General features: G+C 65.8%; 20 protein-coding genes and 1 pseudogene. 8 read left to right on the plus strand and 13 right to left on the minus strand.

From position 1 onward, the window contains the following. Nucleotides 1-2 precede the first annotated feature (2 nt). The 5 genes from J7E80_RS10505 (at nt 3) to asd (ending at nt 3,835) form a co-directional block, all read left to right on the plus strand. On the plus strand, nt 3-221 hold the full coding sequence (locus J7E80_RS10505) for an NF038396 family protein (protein ID WP_215051390.1): 219 nt from the start codon (nt 3-5) through the stop codon (nt 219-221). A 145-nt stretch (nt 222-366) separates the two neighbouring features. Beyond that, nucleotides 367-1,458 (plus strand): WXG100 family type VII secretion target, encoded by a 1,092-nt coding sequence (locus J7E80_RS10510; RefSeq protein WP_215051391.1) that lies wholly within the window; start codon nt 367-369, stop codon nt 1,456-1,458. A gap of 9 nt (nt 1,459-1,467) precedes the next feature. Further along, the gene (locus J7E80_RS10515; RefSeq protein ID WP_215051392.1) at nt 1,468-2,121 is read left to right on the plus strand and encodes a hypothetical protein; all 654 of its coding nucleotides are present in this window, start codon (nt 1,468-1,470) and stop codon (nt 2,119-2,121) included. Beyond that, a complete protein-coding gene (locus J7E80_RS10520; RefSeq protein ID WP_215051393.1) occupies nt 2,108-2,509 on the plus strand; it encodes a hypothetical protein in 402 nt (133 codons plus the stop codon). Before J7E80_RS10515 ends, J7E80_RS10520 begins: the two co-directional genes overlap by 14 nt. A 195-nt stretch (nt 2,510-2,704) precedes the next feature. Continuing rightward, nucleotides 2,705-3,835, plus strand: coding sequence for an aspartate-semialdehyde dehydrogenase (asd, locus tag J7E80_RS10525; protein ID WP_215051394.1), 1,131 nt, complete (start codon nt 2,705-2,707; stop codon nt 3,833-3,835). Nucleotides 3,836-3,909: 74 nt separating this feature from the next. Here asd and J7E80_RS10530 read toward each other — a convergent pair whose 3' ends face one another. From J7E80_RS10530 to J7E80_RS10550, 6 genes and pseudogenes are all read right to left on the minus strand, one after another. After that, nucleotides 3,910-4,737 carry a type IV toxin-antitoxin system AbiEi family antitoxin domain-containing protein gene (locus J7E80_RS10530; RefSeq protein WP_215051395.1) on the minus strand — a complete coding sequence of 276 codons (828 nt, stop codon included), beginning with the start codon at nt 4,735-4,737 and terminating at the stop codon, nt 3,910-3,912. A gap of 340 nt (nt 4,738-5,077) precedes the next feature. Beyond that, on the minus strand, nt 5,078-6,184 hold the full coding sequence (locus J7E80_RS10535; protein ID WP_215051396.1) for a winged helix DNA-binding domain-containing protein: 1,107 nt from the start codon (nt 6,182-6,184) through the stop codon (nt 5,078-5,080). 68 nt (nt 6,185-6,252) lie between these two features. After that, a complete protein-coding gene (locus J7E80_RS10540) occupies nt 6,253-7,320 on the minus strand; it encodes a UDP-N-acetylmuramate dehydrogenase (protein ID WP_215051397.1) in 1,068 nt (355 codons plus the stop codon). A 76-nt stretch (nt 7,321-7,396) separates the two neighbouring features. Further along, nucleotides 7,397-7,655, minus strand: a pseudogene (locus J7E80_RS23785) (MFS transporter); the annotation flags it as partial. A gap of 86 nt (nt 7,656-7,741) precedes the next feature. Continuing rightward, nucleotides 7,742-8,179: a MaoC family dehydratase gene (locus J7E80_RS10545; protein ID WP_215051398.1), complete on the minus strand. Its 438-nt coding sequence runs from the start codon at nt 8,177-8,179 to the stop codon at nt 7,742-7,744. 2 nt (nt 8,180-8,181) lie between these two features. Then, nucleotides 8,182-8,643 (minus strand): MaoC family dehydratase N-terminal domain-containing protein, encoded by a 462-nt coding sequence (locus tag J7E80_RS10550; protein ID WP_215051399.1) that lies wholly within the window; start codon nt 8,641-8,643, stop codon nt 8,182-8,184. 197 nt (nt 8,644-8,840) lie between these two features. Here J7E80_RS10550 and J7E80_RS10555 point away from each other — a divergent pair, with 197 nt between their 5' ends. Next, a complete protein-coding gene (locus J7E80_RS10555; protein WP_215051400.1) occupies nt 8,841-9,218 on the plus strand; it encodes a metalloregulator ArsR/SmtB family transcription factor in 378 nt (125 codons plus the stop codon). Between the two features lie 46 nt (nt 9,219-9,264). Here J7E80_RS10555 and J7E80_RS10560 read toward each other — a convergent pair whose 3' ends face one another. The 3 genes from J7E80_RS10560 to J7E80_RS10570 all read right to left on the minus strand — a co-directional run bounded on the left by J7E80_RS10560 (nt 9,265) and on the right by J7E80_RS10570 (nt 11,444). Further along, a complete protein-coding gene (locus tag J7E80_RS10560; RefSeq protein ID WP_215051444.1) occupies nt 9,265-9,489 on the minus strand; it encodes a DUF3188 domain-containing protein in 225 nt (74 codons plus the stop codon). 83 nt (nt 9,490-9,572) lie between these two features. Further along, nucleotides 9,573-10,553, minus strand: coding sequence for a DUF2797 domain-containing protein (locus J7E80_RS10565; protein WP_215051401.1), 981 nt, complete (start codon nt 10,551-10,553; stop codon nt 9,573-9,575). A 27-nt stretch (nt 10,554-10,580) separates the two neighbouring features. Beyond that, nucleotides 10,581-11,444, minus strand: coding sequence for a CoA ester lyase (locus J7E80_RS10570; RefSeq protein WP_215051402.1), 864 nt, complete (start codon nt 11,442-11,444; stop codon nt 10,581-10,583). A gap of 319 nt (nt 11,445-11,763) precedes the next feature. On the opposite strand from J7E80_RS10570, the gene J7E80_RS10575 reads away from it, so the two are divergent. Next, a complete protein-coding gene (locus J7E80_RS10575) occupies nt 11,764-12,783 on the plus strand; it encodes an ABC transporter substrate-binding protein (RefSeq protein WP_215051403.1) in 1,020 nt (339 codons plus the stop codon). 34 nt (nt 12,784-12,817) lie between these two features. After that, complete coding sequence (locus J7E80_RS10580) at nt 12,818-13,741, plus strand: TauD/TfdA family dioxygenase (protein WP_215051404.1); 924 nt, start codon at nt 12,818-12,820, stop codon at nt 13,739-13,741. Nucleotides 13,742-13,825: 84 nt separating this feature from the next. On the opposite strand, the gene J7E80_RS10585 is transcribed toward J7E80_RS10580, so the two are convergent. From J7E80_RS10585 to J7E80_RS10600, 4 genes are all read right to left on the minus strand, one after another. Continuing rightward, on the minus strand, nt 13,826-14,791 hold the full coding sequence (locus J7E80_RS10585; RefSeq protein ID WP_215051405.1) for an aldo/keto reductase family oxidoreductase: 966 nt from the start codon (nt 14,789-14,791) through the stop codon (nt 13,826-13,828). A gap of 116 nt (nt 14,792-14,907) precedes the next feature. Then, nucleotides 14,908-16,626, minus strand: coding sequence for a glycoside hydrolase family 13 protein (locus J7E80_RS10590; RefSeq protein ID WP_215051406.1), 1,719 nt, complete (start codon nt 16,624-16,626; stop codon nt 14,908-14,910). 52 nt (nt 16,627-16,678) lie between these two features. After that, complete coding sequence (locus J7E80_RS10595; protein ID WP_311380800.1) at nt 16,679-17,710, minus strand: carbohydrate ABC transporter permease; 1,032 nt, start codon at nt 17,708-17,710, stop codon at nt 16,679-16,681. Continuing rightward, nucleotides 17,710-18,663, minus strand: coding sequence for a carbohydrate ABC transporter permease (locus J7E80_RS10600; protein WP_215051407.1), 954 nt, complete (start codon nt 18,661-18,663; stop codon nt 17,710-17,712). Before J7E80_RS10600 ends, J7E80_RS10595 begins: the two co-directional genes overlap by 1 nt. Nucleotides 18,664-18,687 lie beyond the last annotated feature (24 nt).

Below are 18,687 nucleotides of genomic sequence, written 5' to 3' on the forward strand. Positions count from 1 at the left end.
CAATGCTTCGGAAACCGGAAACGCTCTTTGTCCTCGGGTACATGCTGCTGCCGCTGCTTGCCCTGCTGTCCGCGATCGTCGGCCTGACCATGATTCTTGGCGGCAACAAGATCGCGGGGATCATCGTCCTGGTCGTTGTGACCCAGGTGTTTGCCTTCGGCGCCTTCTTCGCGCTGCGCGCCCGCAAGAGCGCTGTGCTGGAACAGACCGAGCGGCAGTAAGGCCCGCACCGGCTGTTCGGCGGCCATTTCTGAGATGGGGAGGGCTGCCCATCGCGGCCGCGGCACCACCTAATTACAGTGGTGGCAGGATTCAGCAGCAACCGTTCGGCCAGGAACGTTCAGATAATTGGGGGATGACGCCGCAGTGGCAGGCAACTTGTGGGGCGCGGACGTCGCCCAGCTGCGCACACTCGCTCAGCAGTTCGTGAAGGTGTCCGACAACCTGCTGCAGCAGTCCTCGCAGCTGACAAGCCAGATCAACAGCAACCCTGTCTGGAAGGGCCACGACGCGGCACAGTTCCGCTCCGACTGGAACGGCAACCACCGGGCACTCATCCAACAAACAGCCCGCGCGCTCAAGGAAGAGTCCAAAAAGCTGCTGGCCAACGCCAATGAGCAGGAGAAGGCCAGCGACGCCGCTCCCGGCTCCGGCGGCGGACCGGGCACACTCAGCGATCCCGGCGGGACGCTGCCGGGTGTGGTGGGTGGCGTGCTGCTTGGCGGGGCCGGCGCGCTCCGGTCCTTCCTGACCATCCAGAAATTCATCAAGGCACCCCTCACCCTCGCCAAGCACGTAGGGCAGTACGGCTGGGTGATGAAGAACCAGCGGGCCGGGCTGGCTCAGGCATTGCTGACGAAGGGCCGGCACCGGCTCGGCGGCCCCGTTTTTGATAGCCGCCACCTGCTGCAGACCACCAGAGGGAATGCCGCCCTTGAGGACATTCTGAGGAACTCGTCGAAGGCAAACCGCGGTCTCGGCATCATCGACAAAGCGACGGACATTGCCTCACTGAAGAACCTGCATCGGTACGGAAAGCTTTCCAGGCTCGCCCCGTTGCTGGAGGAGAAGCCGTGGATCGGTGCGGGCAAGAGTTACGAATGGCTGGGCAAGGGAGGCCTGGCCCGGGGCCTCGGCTGGGCCGGTGTTGGCTTCAGCGCCTACGACTCGGTGAAGAGCTTCACCGAAGGCGACATCAAGGGCGGACTTGTGGGCGCGGGCAAGACCGCCCTCGGCGTCGGCTGCTTCCTGCCGCCTCCGGCCGGGACCGTCTGCCAGGTCGCCAGCGTCGGCATCGCGATCTACGAGAACTGGGACACCATCAGCAGCGTGGGGAAGAACATCGGAGAGGGCATTGCCGACGCCGTTAAGGACCCCGGAAAATTTGTCAGCGATACGAAAGATACGCTGGTGGACGCGGGCAAGTCCGTGGGCAACTTCCTCGGGTTCGGCGATTAGGAGAGAAACATGACTGTCCAGGACCAGACCCAGCACGAGCCGCGCCTCGGAATCGACGTTATCGGCTTCGGCGTAGGCGAGTTCGCCTATCTTCTGAACGTCTTCGAAGGTCCGGCGCGGGACCGGTCCGTCAGCGTTTTCCATGCCGAGGAAATGGTGGACGACGTCACCCTGTCCACCGCCGGCGCCTCCTCGTTGCTTGCCCGCGACCTGGCTACCGTCGACGACAACGGCGAGCTCGGGGTGAAGGGTGTGGCCGCTGCTGTGGCCACGGCTTTGGGGCAGGCCACCCGCTGGACTCAGATTTCCCTCCTAACGGCCGAAACCATGGACAATGTCGCCTTTGTTGAAGGGCCCGACGTAGCCATCATGCTCCAGCCCCGGCTGCTGGGAACCTGGTTTGTGTTCGCGAAGGACCCCTCACTTTCCTCGGCAGAGGCCACCCGGCGCATCGTTCAGCAGCACATTTCCGAACATCCCGGAGGTTCTGCCTACTTCGTCTTCAAGACATTGGACTCCGAACAGCACCTTCTGGTCCGGCGTGAGGACGACACGTGGACCACCGGCGTCCCGGACTTTGACAAGGACGAGGTCGCTGAAACCGCTGGCCTGGACGATGCCTCACTGCTGGCCGCGATCGAGGATGCCCGTGGCGCGGCGTAGCGAGGGAGTACCGCAGGACCCCGGCTACGTGCCGTCCCGCGGTTCAGACGATCAACTGATCTACCGCAGGGCGGAAAACGGCGAGATGGTGGGCTACACGTCCGCCGAGTACGGCGTCCGCAAGGACGACGGCGGCGGCCTGGTCAAGCCCGTCAACAGCTCCGGCGGCCTGCTCTTCCTTGCCATCCTCCTCACTGCTTGCCTGGGCGGCCTCGTCTACGGCGTCGTCCAGGTCGCCATTCAGGGGACGTGGCACATTCTTGGCGAAGTATGGTGGGTCTTTCCCGCATGCTTCTTTCCCTTCACGTTCGCTTGGCTGAGCTATCTCAAAGAGCGGCGCGCCGAGAAACTGCGGAAGGCCCGCAACCTCGCGCGGCCCGTCGAGTAGCCTCAACGACCAACAGCACACCGGTTCTGGGCCAGCCAGCGATAGGACAGCGGTGTCCCCGAGTCCGGCCCCCGTCAGCTGAACTGAGGTTGGAAAGACATACTCGGTGGATCGGTTAAGGTCGTGCTTCCGGTTGCAGGCACGCAGTGACGTAACCGACTGCGCCCTTCCCGTTCCAAAGTCTAAACTGGGCTAATGACTACAGCAGCTACTCCGTCCGTTGGACTGGTCGGTTGGCGTGGCATGGTCGGTTCCGTCCTGATGCAGCGCATGCAGGATGAGGGCGACTTCGCCAACATCAACCCGGTATTTTTCTCCACTTCAAACGCGGGAGGTGCCGCCCCGTCGTTTGCTGATGGGGCAGGCAAGCTCGAGGACGCGTTCGACGTCGAGACGCTGGCGAAGCTGCCGATTATTGTCACCGCCCAGGGCGGGGACTACACCAAGCAGGTCCACGGCCTCTTGCGCAGCCGCGGTTGGAACGGCCTGTGGATCGATGCCGCCTCCACGCTGCGGATGAACGACGACTCCATCATCGTGCTGGACCCGATCAACCGCGACGTCATCGACAAGGGCCTCGCCAACGGCACCAAGGACTACGTCGGTGGCAACTGCACCGTCTCCTGCATGCTGATGGGCCTTGGCGGGCTGTTCAAGAACGGCCTGGTCGAGTGGGGCACCTCGATGACCTACCAGGCGGCCTCCGGCGGCGGCGCGCGGCACATGCGCGAGCTCCTCAGCCAGTTCGGCACCCTCAACGCGGAGGTCAGCACGGAACTGGACGACCCGGCGTCGGCCATTCTGGACATCGACCGCAAGGTCCTGGCCCACCAGCGCACCGCCATCGACGCCACGCAGTTCGGTGTGCCGCTGGCGGGTTCCCTGATCCCCTGGATCGACGCGGACCTGGGCAACGGCCAGTCCAAGGAAGAGTGGAAGGCCGGTGTCGAGACCAACAAGATCCTCGGCACCTCCGGCGAGAACCACGTCATGATGGACGGCCTGTGCATCCGGATCGGGGCCATGCGGTCCCACTCCCAGGCGCTCACCCTCAAGCTCCGCGAAGACCTCTCGGTCACCGAGATCGAAGACATCCTCGCCAAGGATAACGAGTGGGTCAAGGTGGTGCCGAACACCAAGGAAGCATCCATGGCCGAACTCACCCCGGTCGCAGCCTCCGGAACCCTGGACATCCCCGTCGGCCGGATCCGCAAGCTCGAGATGGGCCCGCAGTACATCAGCGCCTTCACGGTGGGCGACCAGCTCCTGTGGGGTGCAGCCGAACCGCTCCGGCGCATGCTGAACATCGCCGTCGGGAAGCTGTAGCCACCCACTGAGGCGGCTGTGCCCCGAGCGCATGAGCGGCCCTGCCCCGCATGAGCGGCCCTGCCCCGGGCCGCTCAAGCGGTTCGGGGCCGCTTTTGCGTATCAGCCCGGGCCAGGGCGTTCTCTCCGGAGCGCTCCGCCAGCAGTGCCTGATCTGTGGGCCCGTAGTCGCTGTACTTGGCCTTGCCGTCAAACTCAATGATCACCCGGCGTGCGGGGTCGGCGAAGTCCGCTCTGAACAGACCCGACCTCGTGAGCAGCTCGTGCTGCGGCTCGAAGCCGTCAATCCCAAAGGAGCGCAGGAGCAGCCTGGTCCGGGTTTCGCCCGCAGATTCCGATCGGCCATCCAGCGCGTCCAGCACTGCCGCAGCCCGCATGCTCCCCCGTTTGACCGGACTTTCATCAAGCATTTTCCTCATGCTTGCCAGGTCCGCGCCCTTCCGCAAGGCATCGTCCCCAATCACGGCGGCAGCGTCGAGCCGGAGGGTCCTGGCGCAATCCAGTACAGTGCGTTCCAGGCTGGTCACCTGAATGTCCCGGCCGTCCGCAGTCTGCAAAATGGTGACGTCCGACGGGTCCAGCGGTAAGCGGTGGGTTCGGACGTCGGTCCCGCTGCTGGTGGCGGAGTTTGAGTACCGCGTGATGACGTGAACCAGCGGCCCGCAATTCCAGACCTGGCACGAGTGCAACCGCGCTGCGCTGGTATGGCTGTAGCGGGCCGTCCCGCCCGTGGATTCGTAGTGCGCATGGATCCGCAGGCTGTCCCGCTCCCAAGGCTTGAGCTGATTCCACTGTGAGCTTCGGACGTATGCTCCTCGCCTGAGCCGGACCAGCACCCCGTCCCTCACCGCCCCGGTCAGCGTCCGGTCGTCCACTCCCGCTGCTGCCAGCTGCTGCGTCAAGACGACAGGTGGTCCGGGCCATCGCGATTCGACCATCGGGCGTATTTGCTCACGTCTCATGGCCCCCAAGAATGCATCTGTGCGTTGCCTGCCGGAAAGTCACGGTATCCCCTATGTGGATAACGGGCACGGTTCAGGCCAGCCCTCAGACTTGACCGGCCCCGGCCCGCACAACCGTCGCTGCCCCGGGCCGGTCCTGCGGGGCCGGGCCGGTCCTGCGTGGCTCGGCCGGTCGTGCGGGGTTGGAACCGGGTTGGAACCGGTTGGAGCCGGGGGCTTGGGCTGACGCCCGGCGGGGCGCCGGCGCGGGCCCGGCCCAGGGCAGGGCCGGGCCAAGCCCTCAGGACTCGAGGAACCGCTCGTAGCGCTCGACGGCCTTGTTGAATGCGGCCAGCGTCGCCGGGCCGAGCGGCTTCGAGTCGTCGAACGGCTCCGAGATGATGGCGGCAGCCCGCCCGGTCCCCTGCCGCCCCCAGGTCCCGACCACTTCGCCGCCCGCGACGACCGCTTTCTTGAACACCCCGTTGCCGCCCGGGACGATCTTTTGGGCATGCTCCGGCGGCAGCACCAGGCTGCGGTCCGTGTAGCCGAGGATGAACTCGTCGAACCCCGGCAGGGCAAGGACTGTCCGATGCCCCGGCACGCCGTCGTCCAGCAGGGCCGCTGTCTCGGGCGAAAGCCAGTAGCTGGTTCCGCCAAACTCCAGTTCCACGAGCTGCCCGCTGATCGAGGGAAGCGCGGCCCGGGCCTCCGTCAACGTGGTGTTGGACCACCAGGCAAAGTCGCGCACCGTCGCCGGCCCGTGGCTGCGCAGGTAGCGCAGCAGGAGCTCGGCAATGCCCTCTTCGCGGTCCAGATCCCGCGAGGTGGTGATCCAGTCATCGAATGCCACGAACTTCTGCTGGTTCCCGGCCAGCGGCCCGGGCACCAGCGACGCGCTTTGGCACAGCAGGCCAAGCACGTGGATGCCCCGCTGCCCTGTTGGAGGCTGGCCGCCGGCCTCGAAGGCTGCGAACAGCTCCCCGCGTGTGGCCCCGTGCCCGCCGGTGACCAGGTCCAATGCGATCTTCCGGCAGGCTTCAACGTCGCTGCCGCTGATCTCCAGCTGGCGGTGACGGGTCGACATGCCCTGCACCAGCCGTGCCGTAGTGATGTTCAGGATCCAGCGCAGATCCTCCGGGGCGAGCAAGTGAAGAGTGCCGCGCATGGGCCACGACCGCACCACGGTCCCTGCGTCCAGGGCCGACCGCACATCGCTCAGCCCGGTACCGGGAACGCGGATGCCGACCGCCCATAGCGCGGCCTGAAGGTCCTGCGCCTGCATGGCGGTCATCGCGCGAACGGCCTCCGGAACGCTCGCGAACCCCATGCCCAGCAGCCCTTGCGAGGCCAGCCGCAACCTGCCGATCACCTTCGCCGTAACCCTTGTCCGCGCCACTGCTGCCATGAGCCCATCCTAGGACCAGCGACAGGCAAGCACGTCCCGCCGGCGCGCGGCGCGTGGGGTACCAGGACTTAGAGCTCGACGCCGATCAGCAGCGGTTCCGGGTGCAGTTCAATACCAAAACGCCCGACGACGCCGGCACGCACCTCGCGCGCGATCGCCACCATATCGGCGGCGCTGGCGGAGCCGCGGTTGGTGATTGCCAGGGTGTGTTTCGTGGAAAGAGCTGCGCGACCGCCCGAGACACCGCCCGTTTCCAAGCCGAAGCCCTTGCCGAAGCCGGACTGGTCGATGAGCCACGCCGCCGAAAGCTTCACGAGGCCGTCCGAACCGGCCGGGTACCGGGGCGCATTTGCCGGCAGCCCTGCCGCCACCTCAGCGGGGACGATCGGGTTGGTGAAGAAGGAACCGGTGGAGTACGTGTCGCGGTCCGCGGGGTCAAGGACCATGCCCTTGGACGCACGGAGTCGCAAGACCTCGCGGCGGACGTCATTGGAGTAGGCCCGCTGTCCCTGCTCGACGCCGAGCACCCTGGCCAGCTCGGCGTAGCGGACCGGGGCGCTCATCCGGCCCAACGGCAACTGGAACTCGACCGTGAGCACCACGTACCGCGGAGACCCGTTGACGGTGGTCTGTTTCAGAATCGAGTCCCGGTAACCGAACTTCAGCTCGGAGTTGGTGAAGGTCTGCACTGCATTGCGTTCCCGATCCCAGGTGCGGACCGCCGCGATGGTCTGCGAAACGTCAGAGCCGTATGCTCCCACGTTCTGCACCGGCGTGGCGCCGGTGGCGCCCGGAATGCCGGCCAGCGCCTCGATTCCGGACCAGGCATGCAGCACGGCATGCTCCACCAGGGCATCCCAGTTATGGCCGGCCTGAACCACGACGGCCACGCCGCCACAGGAGTCCTCCGCCTTGACAGTGAACCCCTCCGAGGCGATCTTCACGACGGTCCCGGGGAACCCGTCGTCGGAAATCAAGAGGTTGGAGCCGCCACCGATGATGAGTACCTGTTCCCCGGCTGCATCCGCCGAACGCACGGCCTCGACGATTTCCGCTTCCGTGCGGGCCTCGACGTAGTTGCCGGCGGGGCCGCCGACGGCAGCCGTGGTCAGATCGGAAAGCATAGTGGAAGTCACCTGTCCAGCTTAACTTGGATTGCCGCCGCGCCCGTTATCGACCGTCAGCATCGGCCGGGGATCTTCGGCCGGGGAGCTACGCCGACTTCCGCGCCACGGGTGACAGCAGGAAGCTCACCACGAGAACCGCCATGACGGCGAGCAGGGAGTGCAGGATCCCCACGTGTTCGGCCAGGAGGCCCAGCAGCGGCGGGCCGCACAGGAACGCGCCGTAGCCGATGTGGATACCACGGACACCCGGCAGCTGCTTTCGTCGGATCGTCGGCGGCGGCGGACATGCTCACCGGGAAGCCCAGGGAGGCGCCGAGCCCCCAGACGGCCAGGGCGGCGTAGGCGGCAGCGTAGGCCACCACCACCGCGTTGCGCCAATGGGTGACCTCAGGCGCCTGCACGGCGGTGGAGCTCAAAAGCGGATCACCCTTTAGGAAAGGCTAACAAGCGCCTGGGCCTTCATCAGGACTTTCTGTCCGTCAAAGACCACGGCAAGGTCCACGCGGGCCGTGCGCGCTTCGGCGTCGAGCGCGCCAACGGCGCCGCTGACCTCGATGACGGCACCGGCGTCGGCGGTTCCCGTGGTGTCGGCCACCAGCACCGGCTTGGTAAAGCGGGTCTGGTAATCGACGACGGCGGCCGGGTCGCCTGCCCAGTCGGTCACCAGCTGCACGGCAGCACCCATGGTGAACATGCCGTGCGCGATCACGCCCGGGAGCTCCACGCCGGTGGCGAAGGCTTCGTTCCAGTGGATGGGATTGAAGTCACCGGAGGCGCCGGCGTATTTGACCAGGTCCTGCCGCGTGACAGTGATGCTGCGGCTGCCGATCTCTTGGCCGACGCTGAGTTCTTCGAAAGTGGGGCTCATGGTTACTGTCCCTCTCCGCGGACCAGGATGGATGATTTGGTGGTGGACACGGGTTCCCGGCCATCGCCGTCGGTCAGGGCAAAAATCTCGGCACGGGTGGTGATCATGGCACCGCCGCCCATGGCGCGGACACCGTCGACGTGCAACTCGGCCACCAGGCGGTCGCCGGCGAAGATGGGGCGGTGGTGGGTGAACCGCTGGTCCGCATGCACCACGCGGGAGAAGTCGATGCCGGCCTCCGGATCCTCAATCAGCTGGGCGTCGGCGCGCTGGGCGATGATGATGGCAAACGTGGGCGGGGCGACGAGATCGCGGTGGCCCAGGCCCTGCGCAGCCTCGACGTCAAAATGGGCGGGGTGCGTGGCTTTGACCGCTCGGGCAAACTCGCGGATTTTCTCGCGGCCGACGTCGTACACCTCTGCGGCAGGGTAACTCCGACCCTGCAGATCCGGATTGATAGTCATGGCCTCAAGCCTATCGTTCCCGCTTGGCGCACCGCCGAGGAGGCTCCGCGTCGAGGGCGCTGTTACGCCGCAGTCATTCCCCCATAAGCTGACCACAAAACGCGGATGATATGATGAATCCATCATTTTGTCATGTCATTGACCCGCGGCACTTCCGATCCCGCGACAGGGCGTGAACCAGGAAACGGCAGGTCACGATGATATCCCCCGCGCAGGCCCCCCTCTACGAAATCAAGGCGAATCTCTTCAAGGCGCTGGCACACCCCGCCCGCATCCGGATCCTTGAGCTGCTGGCGGCTGCCCCGGAGACCACGGCCCCGGTGAGCTTTCTCCTGTCCGAGACGGGGCTGGAGGCCTCGCATCTGTCGCAGCATCTGGCGACTCTTCGCCGGCACAAGGTGGTGACGTCCATCCGTTCCGCCAACGTGGTGACATACCGGATCGCGCACCCCAAGGTCGTCGAGCTCCTGGCCATTGCCCGCACGTTCCTGCTGGACACCCTGGCGGATTCCAACGATCAGCTCCGGCTCGCGCAGGACCTGCCCCAAACCCACCTGCCCACCCCTACTGCATGAACGCGGACGCGCCAGGCACCGCAAAGGCAGGCACCGCAGTGACCGACTACTTCTTGTAGCTCTTCCGGATCTGCTGGCCCCGGACCACCAGGGCAGCGACATGCAGGACCAGCCCCAGCCCGATCACGGGCAGTGAGGCGATCATCAGCCCTTGGTTGGAGGTACCGTTTCCGGCGACCGTGAGGATGATGCCGGCGGCGATCAGGCCCATCCCGCTGAAGACCAGCACCTTATATGACGCAGGCGCGGTGGCCCAGAATTCGTTCAGCACCATGACAGTCTACAAGCCGGCCCGACGAGTGGGTTTCAGGGCTGGAGTCCTTGGAGCAGGTCCCTCACTCGGTCCGGCTCCCCTCAGAACAGCGCTTCCTGCACGGCGGGCACTTCGGAACGGAACTCCCCCAGTTCCACGTGCCGGGCCTTCAGCAGCCCCAGGTTCACCACGAAGTCCAAACCGGATTCCTCAATGGCGGCGAGGCCGTGGCTCCCGCACAGCGCCTTGAGGGTGAAGCCGTGGCTCCCGCGGTCCATCCCGTGCGGATACGGGTGCCGCTCCGAGCCGCCGCACAGCGGGGCCGCCTGCCCGGGACGCACCCACTGCTCGTCCACGGTCTCAAAGCCGCCGACGGCGGTGCCCGCCAGCAGCGTCCGGATTTCTTCCGCGTGCCGGCGGTTCAGTCCGTCCAGCTCGCCGCCGGGCCTGGGACCGGTGAACGCGGCGGCTTTCGCTGCCGAACGCACCTGCTGGGCCAGTCCGGCCTCACGAGTGACCATGTCCTCCAGGAGGCGCACCACACGGCCGCCCTCGGCGAGCGCCACGTACCGGGCCACGACCGCTCCCTGCTCTGCCAGCCGGTTCCATTTACGAATGTGTGACGCAGTGCCGACCTTGCTGGCGCCGCCCGCGAAGGTCGCAACGTACAGCCAGTGGGGCTGCATGAGGTAGCTCCGCAGGCCGGACGGGACGCGTCCGCCGCGGTGGAAGTCGTGCATGAGCCGGAAATCGTCCACCATGAAGCACCGCTCACGCTGGCTGCCCTTGACTGCCTGGGAGCGGGCGGGGCACGGCACGTGCTCGCGTGCGGTGGCCGAGAAGACTCTGGCATGCCCCAGGCAGTGCCTGCCGCCACCCGCAAGCCGGAAACCGAGGCGGGTGCCGTCGTCGAGCCGTACGTCGGTGAAGGCCGGACCGCCGGAGCGGCGCCCGGACCCCGGCTCGTGCGGCGGCGAAAGGTGCTGGAGGCGCAAAACGGGGCGCCCGCCGTCGGACGTTGGAGACGGTGCCGGCGGGCCATCCCAAAAGACCCCGTGCACCAGATAGCGGGTATCGGTCACGGGGTCTCCTGGGAATGTTCGTGTTGGCTACAGCGCCGGCTGCACTCCAAAGGCTACCGCGAGCTTCATGATCTTCTCGGCACGGCCCAGGCGCGGCAGGTCGGACCCGTCGCGGATGACGCGGCCGCTGGCTTCGAAGTCGGCCATGAAGTCCGTGGCCCAAGCAACGTCGGAGGGTGTGGGGCTGATGACCTCGTTGATGACGCTGGTCTGGTCGATGGCGAGGCAGAGTTTTCCGGTCATGCCCATCATTACCGTGATGCCGGTCTGCTCGCGCAGGATCGGGTGGTTGGTGCCGACGGTGGGGCCGTCGATGGGGCCGGGCAGGTTGCCGACACGGCTGGCGACCACGAGCTTGGCGCGCGGGTAGGCCATGGCTTCCTGGGTGTTCGCCATGCCCGTGTCACGGCGGAAGTCACCGGAGCCGAAGGCCAGGCGGAACGCCCCCTGGGCCTTGGCGATGTTGTTGGCCTCCTCGATGCCCACGGCACTCTCCACCAGCGGGATCACGGGGGTCTTGCCGTCCATGCGGTGGTAGCTCTCCGTGACCTGGTCCGCCGATTCAGTCTTGGCCAGCATGATGCCGAGCAGGCCAGGCGTGCCGCGGAGCCCGGCGAGGTCATCGGCCCAGAAGGGGCTGAGTGCGTCGTTGATGCGGACCCAGGCCTGACCGCCGGCCGTCAGCCAGTTCACTACATTTTCACGGGCTACAGCCTTCTGCGAAGGGTCCACCGCATCTTCAATGTCCAGAATGATGGAGTCCGCGCGGGACACCGCGGACTGGTCGAAGAGCTCAGTTTTCATTGCGTTGACCAGCAGCCACGAACGGGCGATTTCGGCAGGGATGTTGCGTTCGTGCCGGGTGATCTCGGCAGTGGAAGTAGACGTCATACATCTACCGTATCGGGCGCGCACCCGTGTGCGCGACGATGATCGGTCCCCGAGAGCGACCAATACGACCAAAAGCGGAAGGTTACGCGCCTAAACGGAGTTCCGCATCCCTGCCGTCACGGGATTTCACGGGCCGAAACGGAAAGCCTCATGACCCTCCATTGCCGCGTATTTCCGCGGATTGCCAAGGGTTTCCCGGAATGAACAGGGCGCTTTTCTGTGCCGGTGAAGTGCGCTTACATCGAGCCATCGGCCGCTGCGGCGGCCGGCAGAAGGACTGATCACAGCGCCAACCATGAATCCACTGAAGGAACCCCACATGAAACGACACCTGACCATCCTGAGTGCTGCGGCCGCCGTCGTCATCGCCCTGACGGTGTCCGGCTGCGGCGGCTCCTCGGCGGCCGACGCCGGCGAACACAGAGCCAGTGAAGTCAAGGAACTCCGCTACCAGGGATGGGCGAACACCGTGACCCTTCCGGAGCTCGCCCAAGACCTCGGCTACCTGGGTGACGTGAAGCTGAACTGGGTGGGGAATACCATCAGCGGCCCGCAGGATATCCAGTCGGCGGCAACAGGGCAGACGGATTTCGGCGGAGCGTTCGCCGGAGCGGTCGTGAAGCTCATCGAGGCCGGCGCCCCGGTCAAGGCCGTCATCAACTACTACGGCGAAGACGCGAAGACCTTCAACGGCTTCTATGTGAAGGAGGACAGCCCCATCAGGACGGCCCGCGACTTTATCGGCAAGAAAATCGCGGTCAACACCCTGGGCGCCCATTCGGAGGCCGTCATCAACACCTACCTCCGCAAAAACGGCCTCACCCCCGAGGAGATCAAGCTGGTCCAGCTCGTCGTGGTCCCGCCCAACGACACCGAGGAAGCCATCCGCCGCGGCCAGGTGGATGCCGGTTCACTCGGCGGCGTCCTTCAGAACAGGGCGATCGCCAATGGCGGCCTGAGGTCCGTCTTCAGCGATTTCGATCTGTTCGGCAGCTTTGCGGGCGGGCCATACGTCCTGCGCACCGACTTCATCGCGCAGAACCCCAACACGACCCGGACGTTCACTACAGGCGTGGCGAAGGCAATCGAGTGGGCGCGCGCCACGCCGAGGAAGGAAGTCATTGCACGCTTCACCAAGATCCTGAAGGAGCGAGGCCGCAATGAGAACCCCGCCGCCCTGCAGTACTGGAACAGCGTGGGCGTCCCCGCCAAGGGAGAGATCAAGGACGAGGACTTCACCCGCTGGAACGAATACCTGAAGTCCGTCGGCATCATCAAGGACGATCTCGACCCCAAAAAGCTCTACACCAACGAATTCAACGGCCTCATTTCCAAGTAATCCACCGCAAACGGCACAACAGTAAGGAAGAACAATGACCATCATTACCGAAACCAAACTCGAATTCGCCAAGCTCGGCTCCCGAATCGGCGCCGAGATCCGCGGACTGGACCTCAGCGGGGACCTCTCGGCGGAGACCGTGGCGCAGATCCGCACCGCGCTGAACGAGCACAAGGCACTCGTCTTTCGGGAGGCGAACATCCTCTCCGACGAAGCCCAGGTGAAGTTCGCCAGCCATTTCGGACCCTTGACCAAGGCCCACCCGACGGTGGCGTCCGTGGAGGGCGAGGAGAACGTCCTGCCGGTGGACAGCGAGAACGGCTCCGCCAACAACTGGCACACCGACGTCACGTTCGTGGTCAACCCTCCGCAGGCCTCGACGCTGCGCAGCATCGATCTGCCGGCGTACGGCGGCGAGACGCTGATCGCCTCCTCCGCCGGCGCCTACCGCGACCTGCCGGATGAGCTGCGGAATTTCGCAAACACGCTCTGGGCGATCCACACCAACGATTACGACTACTCCGTGCCCAAGAACCTTGAACACGCCAACGCCGAGGAGCGCCGCAAGGAGTTCACCCGGCTTAAGTTCGAAACCGCCCACCCCGTGGTGCGCGTCCACCCCCTGACCGGCGAGCGCGGATTGTTCATTGGGGGCTTCGCGCAGCGCCTTCGGATCGTGGGGCTGTCCAACACTGAATCCCGGGACATCATCCGGCTGCTCCAGGCCTACGTCACCCGGCCCGAGAACATCGTGCGGGTGAACTGGGAGCCGAACCAGCTGGTGCTGTTCGACAACCGGATCACGCAGCACTACGCGCCGGACAACTATGACGGACAGCCCCGCAAGCTCAACCGGGTGACCATCGCCGGGGACATTCCTGTGAGTGTGGACGGCACCCAGAGCCAGTCGCTGAAGGGCGATTCCTCCACCTATTCTGAGGTCGCCCCGCTGACCTAGGCTCCCGTTTCAGCCGGCCCAACTGGGTAGCAGCACGCATCGTTCTGAGGGCTCAGAACCGCGCCAACTGCTACCCAGTTGGGTTTAAGGGACGTTCCTCCCCCGCGCCGTCACCCAGAGCAGGTACCACTCGGCCCGGCTCATAGTCTCCGCCATCCGGGGGGCCCCGGCGCACGCCCGGATCCGGTCAGCGTTCGCGGTGCCGATCACCGGGGCGATGCCCGCCGGGTGCTTCATGAGCCACCCGAGCAGCACCGCCTCCACCGTGGTTCCCTTCTCCCGCGCCATCTCGGCCAGCAGCTCCGCGGTAGCGGCCTCGGCGGGCGTGTGCCGCTCGGGCGGATTGCCGGTGTAGTGGCCCCGGGCCAGGGCGCCGTAGGCCTGCAGGGTGATCCCGTGCCGGGCGCAGTATTCGAGCGTTCCGTGCGGAAAGCTGTAGTCCGCGGCGTCCGGATGGTTGACGAGCACCGTGCTCTCCAGCCAGTCCCGCTTGAGCAGGCTCAGTTCCAGCTGGTTGGCCACCACGGGGGTCTCGAGGCTGTCCTGCAGGAATTCGATCTGGTCCGCCGACATGTTGGACACGCCCAGCGCCCGCACCTTGCCTTCCGCCATCAGCTTCCCGACGGCGGCTCTCACCTCCGCCGGATCCATCAGGGGGTCCGGGCGGTGCAGCAGGAGGACGTCCACATAGTCGGTATGCAGGCGCTCGAGGCTGCCGTTCACCCGTTCGATGATGGCGTCGCTGCTCAGGTCGTAGTGGGTCTCCAGTCCGCGCTCGTTAAGGCGGATGCCGCACTTCGTCTGCAGCTGGATGCGGCTGCGCAGGCCGGGAGTGGCGGCCAAGACCTCGCCGAACACCGCCTCTGCCTTGCCGCCGCGGTAAATGTCTGCGTGGTCGAACAGCGTTACCCCGATGTCCATCGCAGCCTCAATGGCCGCAGCCGCCGTTTCCACGTCGGTGGTGGTATGCGGATCGTCGGACCAGTTGCCGCCCAGGCCCATGCAGCCGTAAAGGAGGCGGCTGGCGGGAATCGCAGTGTTTTCAGTCATTGCATCACTCTTTCACTTCGTCCGCGGATGGCACAGCCCTTAAACGCCCCGGCGGCGGCGCCCCTGATGAGGCACCGCCACCGGGCGGGGTTGGTGCTCCGCGACCAGCTGCAGCGTCAGCGCAGCCAGGCCGTGGTGTTGGCCGGCAGCTTGCCGTCCACCAGCGGAGCACTGCTGACCAGCACCGTGCCCGCGGGAAGCTCGACGGCGGTGTCCCCGAAGTTGGTCACGGACCGCCAGCCACCGGGGCGGCTGAAGTGCAGGACCTCCGGGTTGCCGGTTTCGATCCATTCCAGTTCCTCTGCGGCCTGCAGTTCGCGGCGCAGCTTCAGCGCCGTGCGGTAGAGCTCAAGGGTGGAGCCTTGCGTGCCGTCCTGTGCCTCAACCGCATACCTGCTGAACCAGTCCGGCTGCGGCAGGTGGGCCCCGCCGTCGCCGAAACCGAATGACGTGCCCTCCACGGCCCAGGGCAGCGGCACGCGGCAGCCGTCGCGGCCCACTTCCACGCCCTTGTTGCGGAAGAACGAGGGGTCCTGGCGCTCGGCGTCGGGGATTTCCGCGACTTCCTGGAGGCCCAGTTCCTCGCCCTGGTAGAGGTAGGCCGAGCCGGGCACGGCGAGCATCAGCAGGGTGGCGGCGCGGGCACGGCGCTCGCCGAGCTCCACGTCCAGCTCCTCCTTGGGACCGCCCGCCAGCAGCCAGCTCTTGCCGTCCTGGCCCTTGGCGGGCTTGCCCTTCGAGCCCTTGGAGCCCTTCGGCAGGCCATAGCGGGTGGCGTGCCGGACGACGTCGTGGTTGGAGAACACCCAGGTGGAGGAGGCGCCGGTGGCGGCAGCCTCGGCCAGGTTGCGGGTGATGATCTCGCGGAATTCCTCGGCATCGAAGTCGGCCTGCAGGAGGTCGAAGTTGAAGGCCTGGCCCAGACCGGCTGGGCTGGCGTAGCGCGGGCGGCGGGTGGCGTGCACCCAGGCCTCGGCGACGGCGGTGCGCGGCGGGTTGTACTCGTTGAAGACCTCGCGCCACTCGGCGTAGACCTCGTGGACGTCGTCGCGGTCCCAGAACGGGTGCGAGCCGTCGGCGAACCCGTCGGTACCCGTGTTGGCTGCGCTCAGCTCCAGCTTGGACAGCAGCGGTTCGGTGAGGTCCTTGGTCAGGGCGTGCGCCACGTCCACGCGGAAGCCGTCCACGCCGCGGTCGGACCAGAACCGCAGGGTCTTGAGGAAGTCGTCGCGGATTTCCCGGTTGGCCCAGTTCAGGTCCGGCTGTTCCTTGGCGAAGATGTGCATGTACCACTGGCCGGGGGTGCCGTCCGGTTCGGTGATGCGCTCCCAGGCCGGGCCGCCGAAGACGGAGTCCCAGTCCGACGGCGGGAACTCGCCGTTCGGGCCCTTTCCGTCACGGAAGATGTAGCGGTCGCGTGCAGCGGAGCCCTTCGGGGAGGCGAGGGCTTCCCGGAACCATTCGTGCCGGTCAGAGGAGTGGTTGGGGACGATGTCGGCGATCAGCTTGATGCCTGCGGCGTGCAGCGCGTTGGCCATCTCATCGAAGTCCTCGAGCGTTCCGAGCTTGGGGTCCACGTTGCGGTAGTCGTCCACGTCGTAGCCACCGTCGGCGAGGGCCGAGGGGTAGAACGGGCTCAGCCACACGGCGTCGATGCCCAGTTCCTTCAGGTACGGCACCTTGGCGGTGATGCCCTTGATGTCGCCCAGGCCGTCACCGTTGGAGTCGGCGAAGCTGCGCGGGTAGATCTGGTAGACCGAAGCCTGGCGCCACCAGTTGGGATCAGCGGCGAGGTTGGAATCGGACAGGGTTGCCAGGGTGGCAGTGGTGGACAAGGGATGATCCTTTTCTTGTGATTGATGTTTGATGCTGGATGGATTGATGGGTCTATTTCACGGCCCCGCGCATTACTCCGGAGAGTACCCACCGCTGGGCCAGGATGTACACCACCAGGGTGGGTGCCATGGCCATCAGGTAGGACGCGAAGGCGAGGCTGTAGTTGGTGTTGAATTCGCCTTGGAAGAGCATCTGCACCACGGGAAGCGTCTGCAGGGCAGGGTCCGCGATCATCATCTGGGGCAGCAGGAAGTCGTTCCACGAACCAAGGAAGGCGAAGATGCCCACCGTTGCGTTCATTGGGGCCAGCAGCGGGAAGATGATCTTGCGGAACACCTGCCAGGTGGTGGCGCCGTCCATGCGGGCCGACTCCTCCAGCTCAACCGGGATGGAGCGGACAAAGGCAATGTAGAGAAGCGTGTTGAAGGAGATGCCGCCCAGCACGTGCAGGAACACGACGCCGGCCGGGTTGTCCAGGCCAAGCAGTGCTGTCTGCTTGATCAGGGGCAGGATGATCACCGGGAACGGGATGAACATGGCCGAGAGCAGGTAGACGAACGAGCCGCGGAAGAACTTCCGGTTCCAGTTCCGGGCAATCGCGTAGGCCACGAGCGAGCTGCAGGCCAGGGCGCCGAGGACGCTGAACACCGTGACGAACGCCGTGGACATGAAAGCCCGCGGGAAGTCGGTGGCCACGTAGGCGGCCGCGAAGTTTTCCCAGTTCATCGGGTTCGGCCAGGCCAGGCCTGTTCCGCTGATCTGGTCCGGGGACTTGAGCGCCATGGCGACCGTGAAGTAGAGGGGCAGCAGGACGGTCAGGGAGGCAGCCAGCATCAGTGCCGTGAGCCACCAGTTGATCTTGAAGCCTTCGCGGTTGGAGCGGCGGGTCTGGCCGGCAGGGCCGGAGCCTGGACTGCGGAAGCCTGTCCTGATGCCGGTCTCGCTTTGGGTCTCGCTTCGGGTGTTGATGCCGGTCTCGCTTTGGGTCTCGCTTCGGGTGTTGATGCCGGTCCTGCTGCCGGTCCTGCTGCCGGCGGGGGCCGGTGCTCCGGCAATGGGCTCCGGAAGTGTGGATGTGGTCATTAGAGAGAAACCCCCCGGCGCTGGATGAGGCGCAGCTGGATGACGGAGATCAGCAAGGTGATCAGGAAGTAAATGACGGCGTTCGCCATCTGGTAGGAATAGTCGCCGCCTGTGAAGCCGGAGAAGATGCGCATGGCCACGGACTGCGTGGCCATTCCGGGGCCGCCGCCGGTGAGGCCGACGATGATCTCGTAGGTTCCCAGGAAGCCCTTGAATCCGAGGATCACATTGATCACGAGGTAGCCCATGATGAGCGGCAGCGTCAGGCTGAGGAACTGCCGGAAGCTGCCGGCGCCATCGAGGTCCGCGGCTTCGTAGACCTCGGAGGGCACGCTCTGGAGGCCCGCCAGATAGATGATGGTGGCGCCGGGTGCGGCCTGCCAGACGGTGACGAGCACAATGGCGAGCCAGGCAAGGTTCTCGTTGGCGAGGATGCTCGTGGCCAGCGGCGTGAAGCCGAACCGTTCAGCGAGCACCGGAAGGGTGTTGGAGAAGAGGTAGTTGAACACAAAGGAGACGATCAGGGCGGAGAGCACCATGGGGATGAAGAACACGGTGCGGATGCCGGTGCGCCACTTGATCTTGGCGTTCAGGCCTAGGGCGATGGCGAGCGCCACGATGTTGACCACCACGGTGGTGGTCAGCGCGAAGACGAAGGTGAAGATGTAGGACTGCAGTACTGCCGGGTCCTTGAAGATGTTGACGTAGTTGGCGAGTCCGATGAATTTCCAGTCACCGTAGCCGGCGTAGTTCGTGAGGCTGAAAAAGACTCCCACGAGTGCCGGCAGGGTGATGAAGAAGGCGAACAGTGCCAGGACGGGCACCACCATCCAGTAATACGTGGGGTCTATCTTGTTCTTCGACCGGAACGTTCCGGTGGTGGCAGGGGCGGGAGTCGGGTTCTTGCGTCCTGCGGGACGGGCTGTCTGGGCCACCCGGGCTGTTGTAGTCATTGAGGCTCCTGGAGTCGGGGTGGT

Source organism: Arthrobacter sp. ISL-28, assembly GCF_018613875.1.
Classification (GTDB): domain Bacteria; phylum Actinomycetota; class Actinomycetes; order Actinomycetales; family Micrococcaceae; genus Arthrobacter.

Excerpts from the sequence above, each read along its gene's own strand:
- J7E80_RS10535 (WP_215051396.1), bottom strand. The coding sequence starts at position 6,184 with ATGGCAGCAGTGGCGCGGACAAGGGTTACGGCGAAGGTGATCGGCAGG.
- J7E80_RS10550 (WP_215051399.1), bottom strand. The coding sequence starts at position 8,643 with ATGACTATCAATCCGGATCTGCAGGGTCGGAGTTACCCTGCCGCAGAG.
- J7E80_RS10515 (WP_215051392.1), top strand. The coding sequence starts at position 1,468 with ATGACTGTCCAGGACCAGACCCAGCACGAGCCGCGCCTCGGAATCGAC.
- J7E80_RS10505 (WP_215051390.1), top strand. The coding sequence starts at position 3 with ATGCTTCGGAAACCGGAAACGCTCTTTGTCCTCGGGTACATGCTGCTG.
- J7E80_RS10595 (WP_311380800.1), bottom strand. The coding sequence starts at position 17,710 with ATGACCACATCCACACTTCCGGAGCCCATTGCCGGAGCACCGGCCCCC.
- J7E80_RS10575 (WP_215051403.1), top strand. The coding sequence starts at position 11,764 with ATGAAACGACACCTGACCATCCTGAGTGCTGCGGCCGCCGTCGTCATC.
- J7E80_RS10545 (WP_215051398.1), bottom strand. The coding sequence starts at position 8,179 with ATGAGCCCCACTTTCGAAGAACTCAGCGTCGGCCAAGAGATCGGCAGC.
- J7E80_RS10555 (WP_215051400.1), top strand. The coding sequence starts at position 8,841 with ATGATATCCCCCGCGCAGGCCCCCCTCTACGAAATCAAGGCGAATCTC.
- J7E80_RS10585 (WP_215051405.1), bottom strand. The coding sequence starts at position 14,791 with ATGACTGAAAACACTGCGATTCCCGCCAGCCGCCTCCTTTACGGCTGC.
- J7E80_RS10580 (WP_215051404.1), top strand. The coding sequence starts at position 12,818 with ATGACCATCATTACCGAAACCAAACTCGAATTCGCCAAGCTCGGCTCC.
- J7E80_RS10570 (WP_215051402.1), bottom strand. The coding sequence starts at position 11,444 with ATGACGTCTACTTCCACTGCCGAGATCACCCGGCACGAACGCAACATC.
- asd (WP_215051394.1), top strand. The coding sequence starts at position 2,705 with ATGACTACAGCAGCTACTCCGTCCGTTGGACTGGTCGGTTGGCGTGGC.
- J7E80_RS10600 (WP_215051407.1), bottom strand. The coding sequence starts at position 18,663 with ATGACTACAACAGCCCGGGTGGCCCAGACAGCCCGTCCCGCAGGACGC.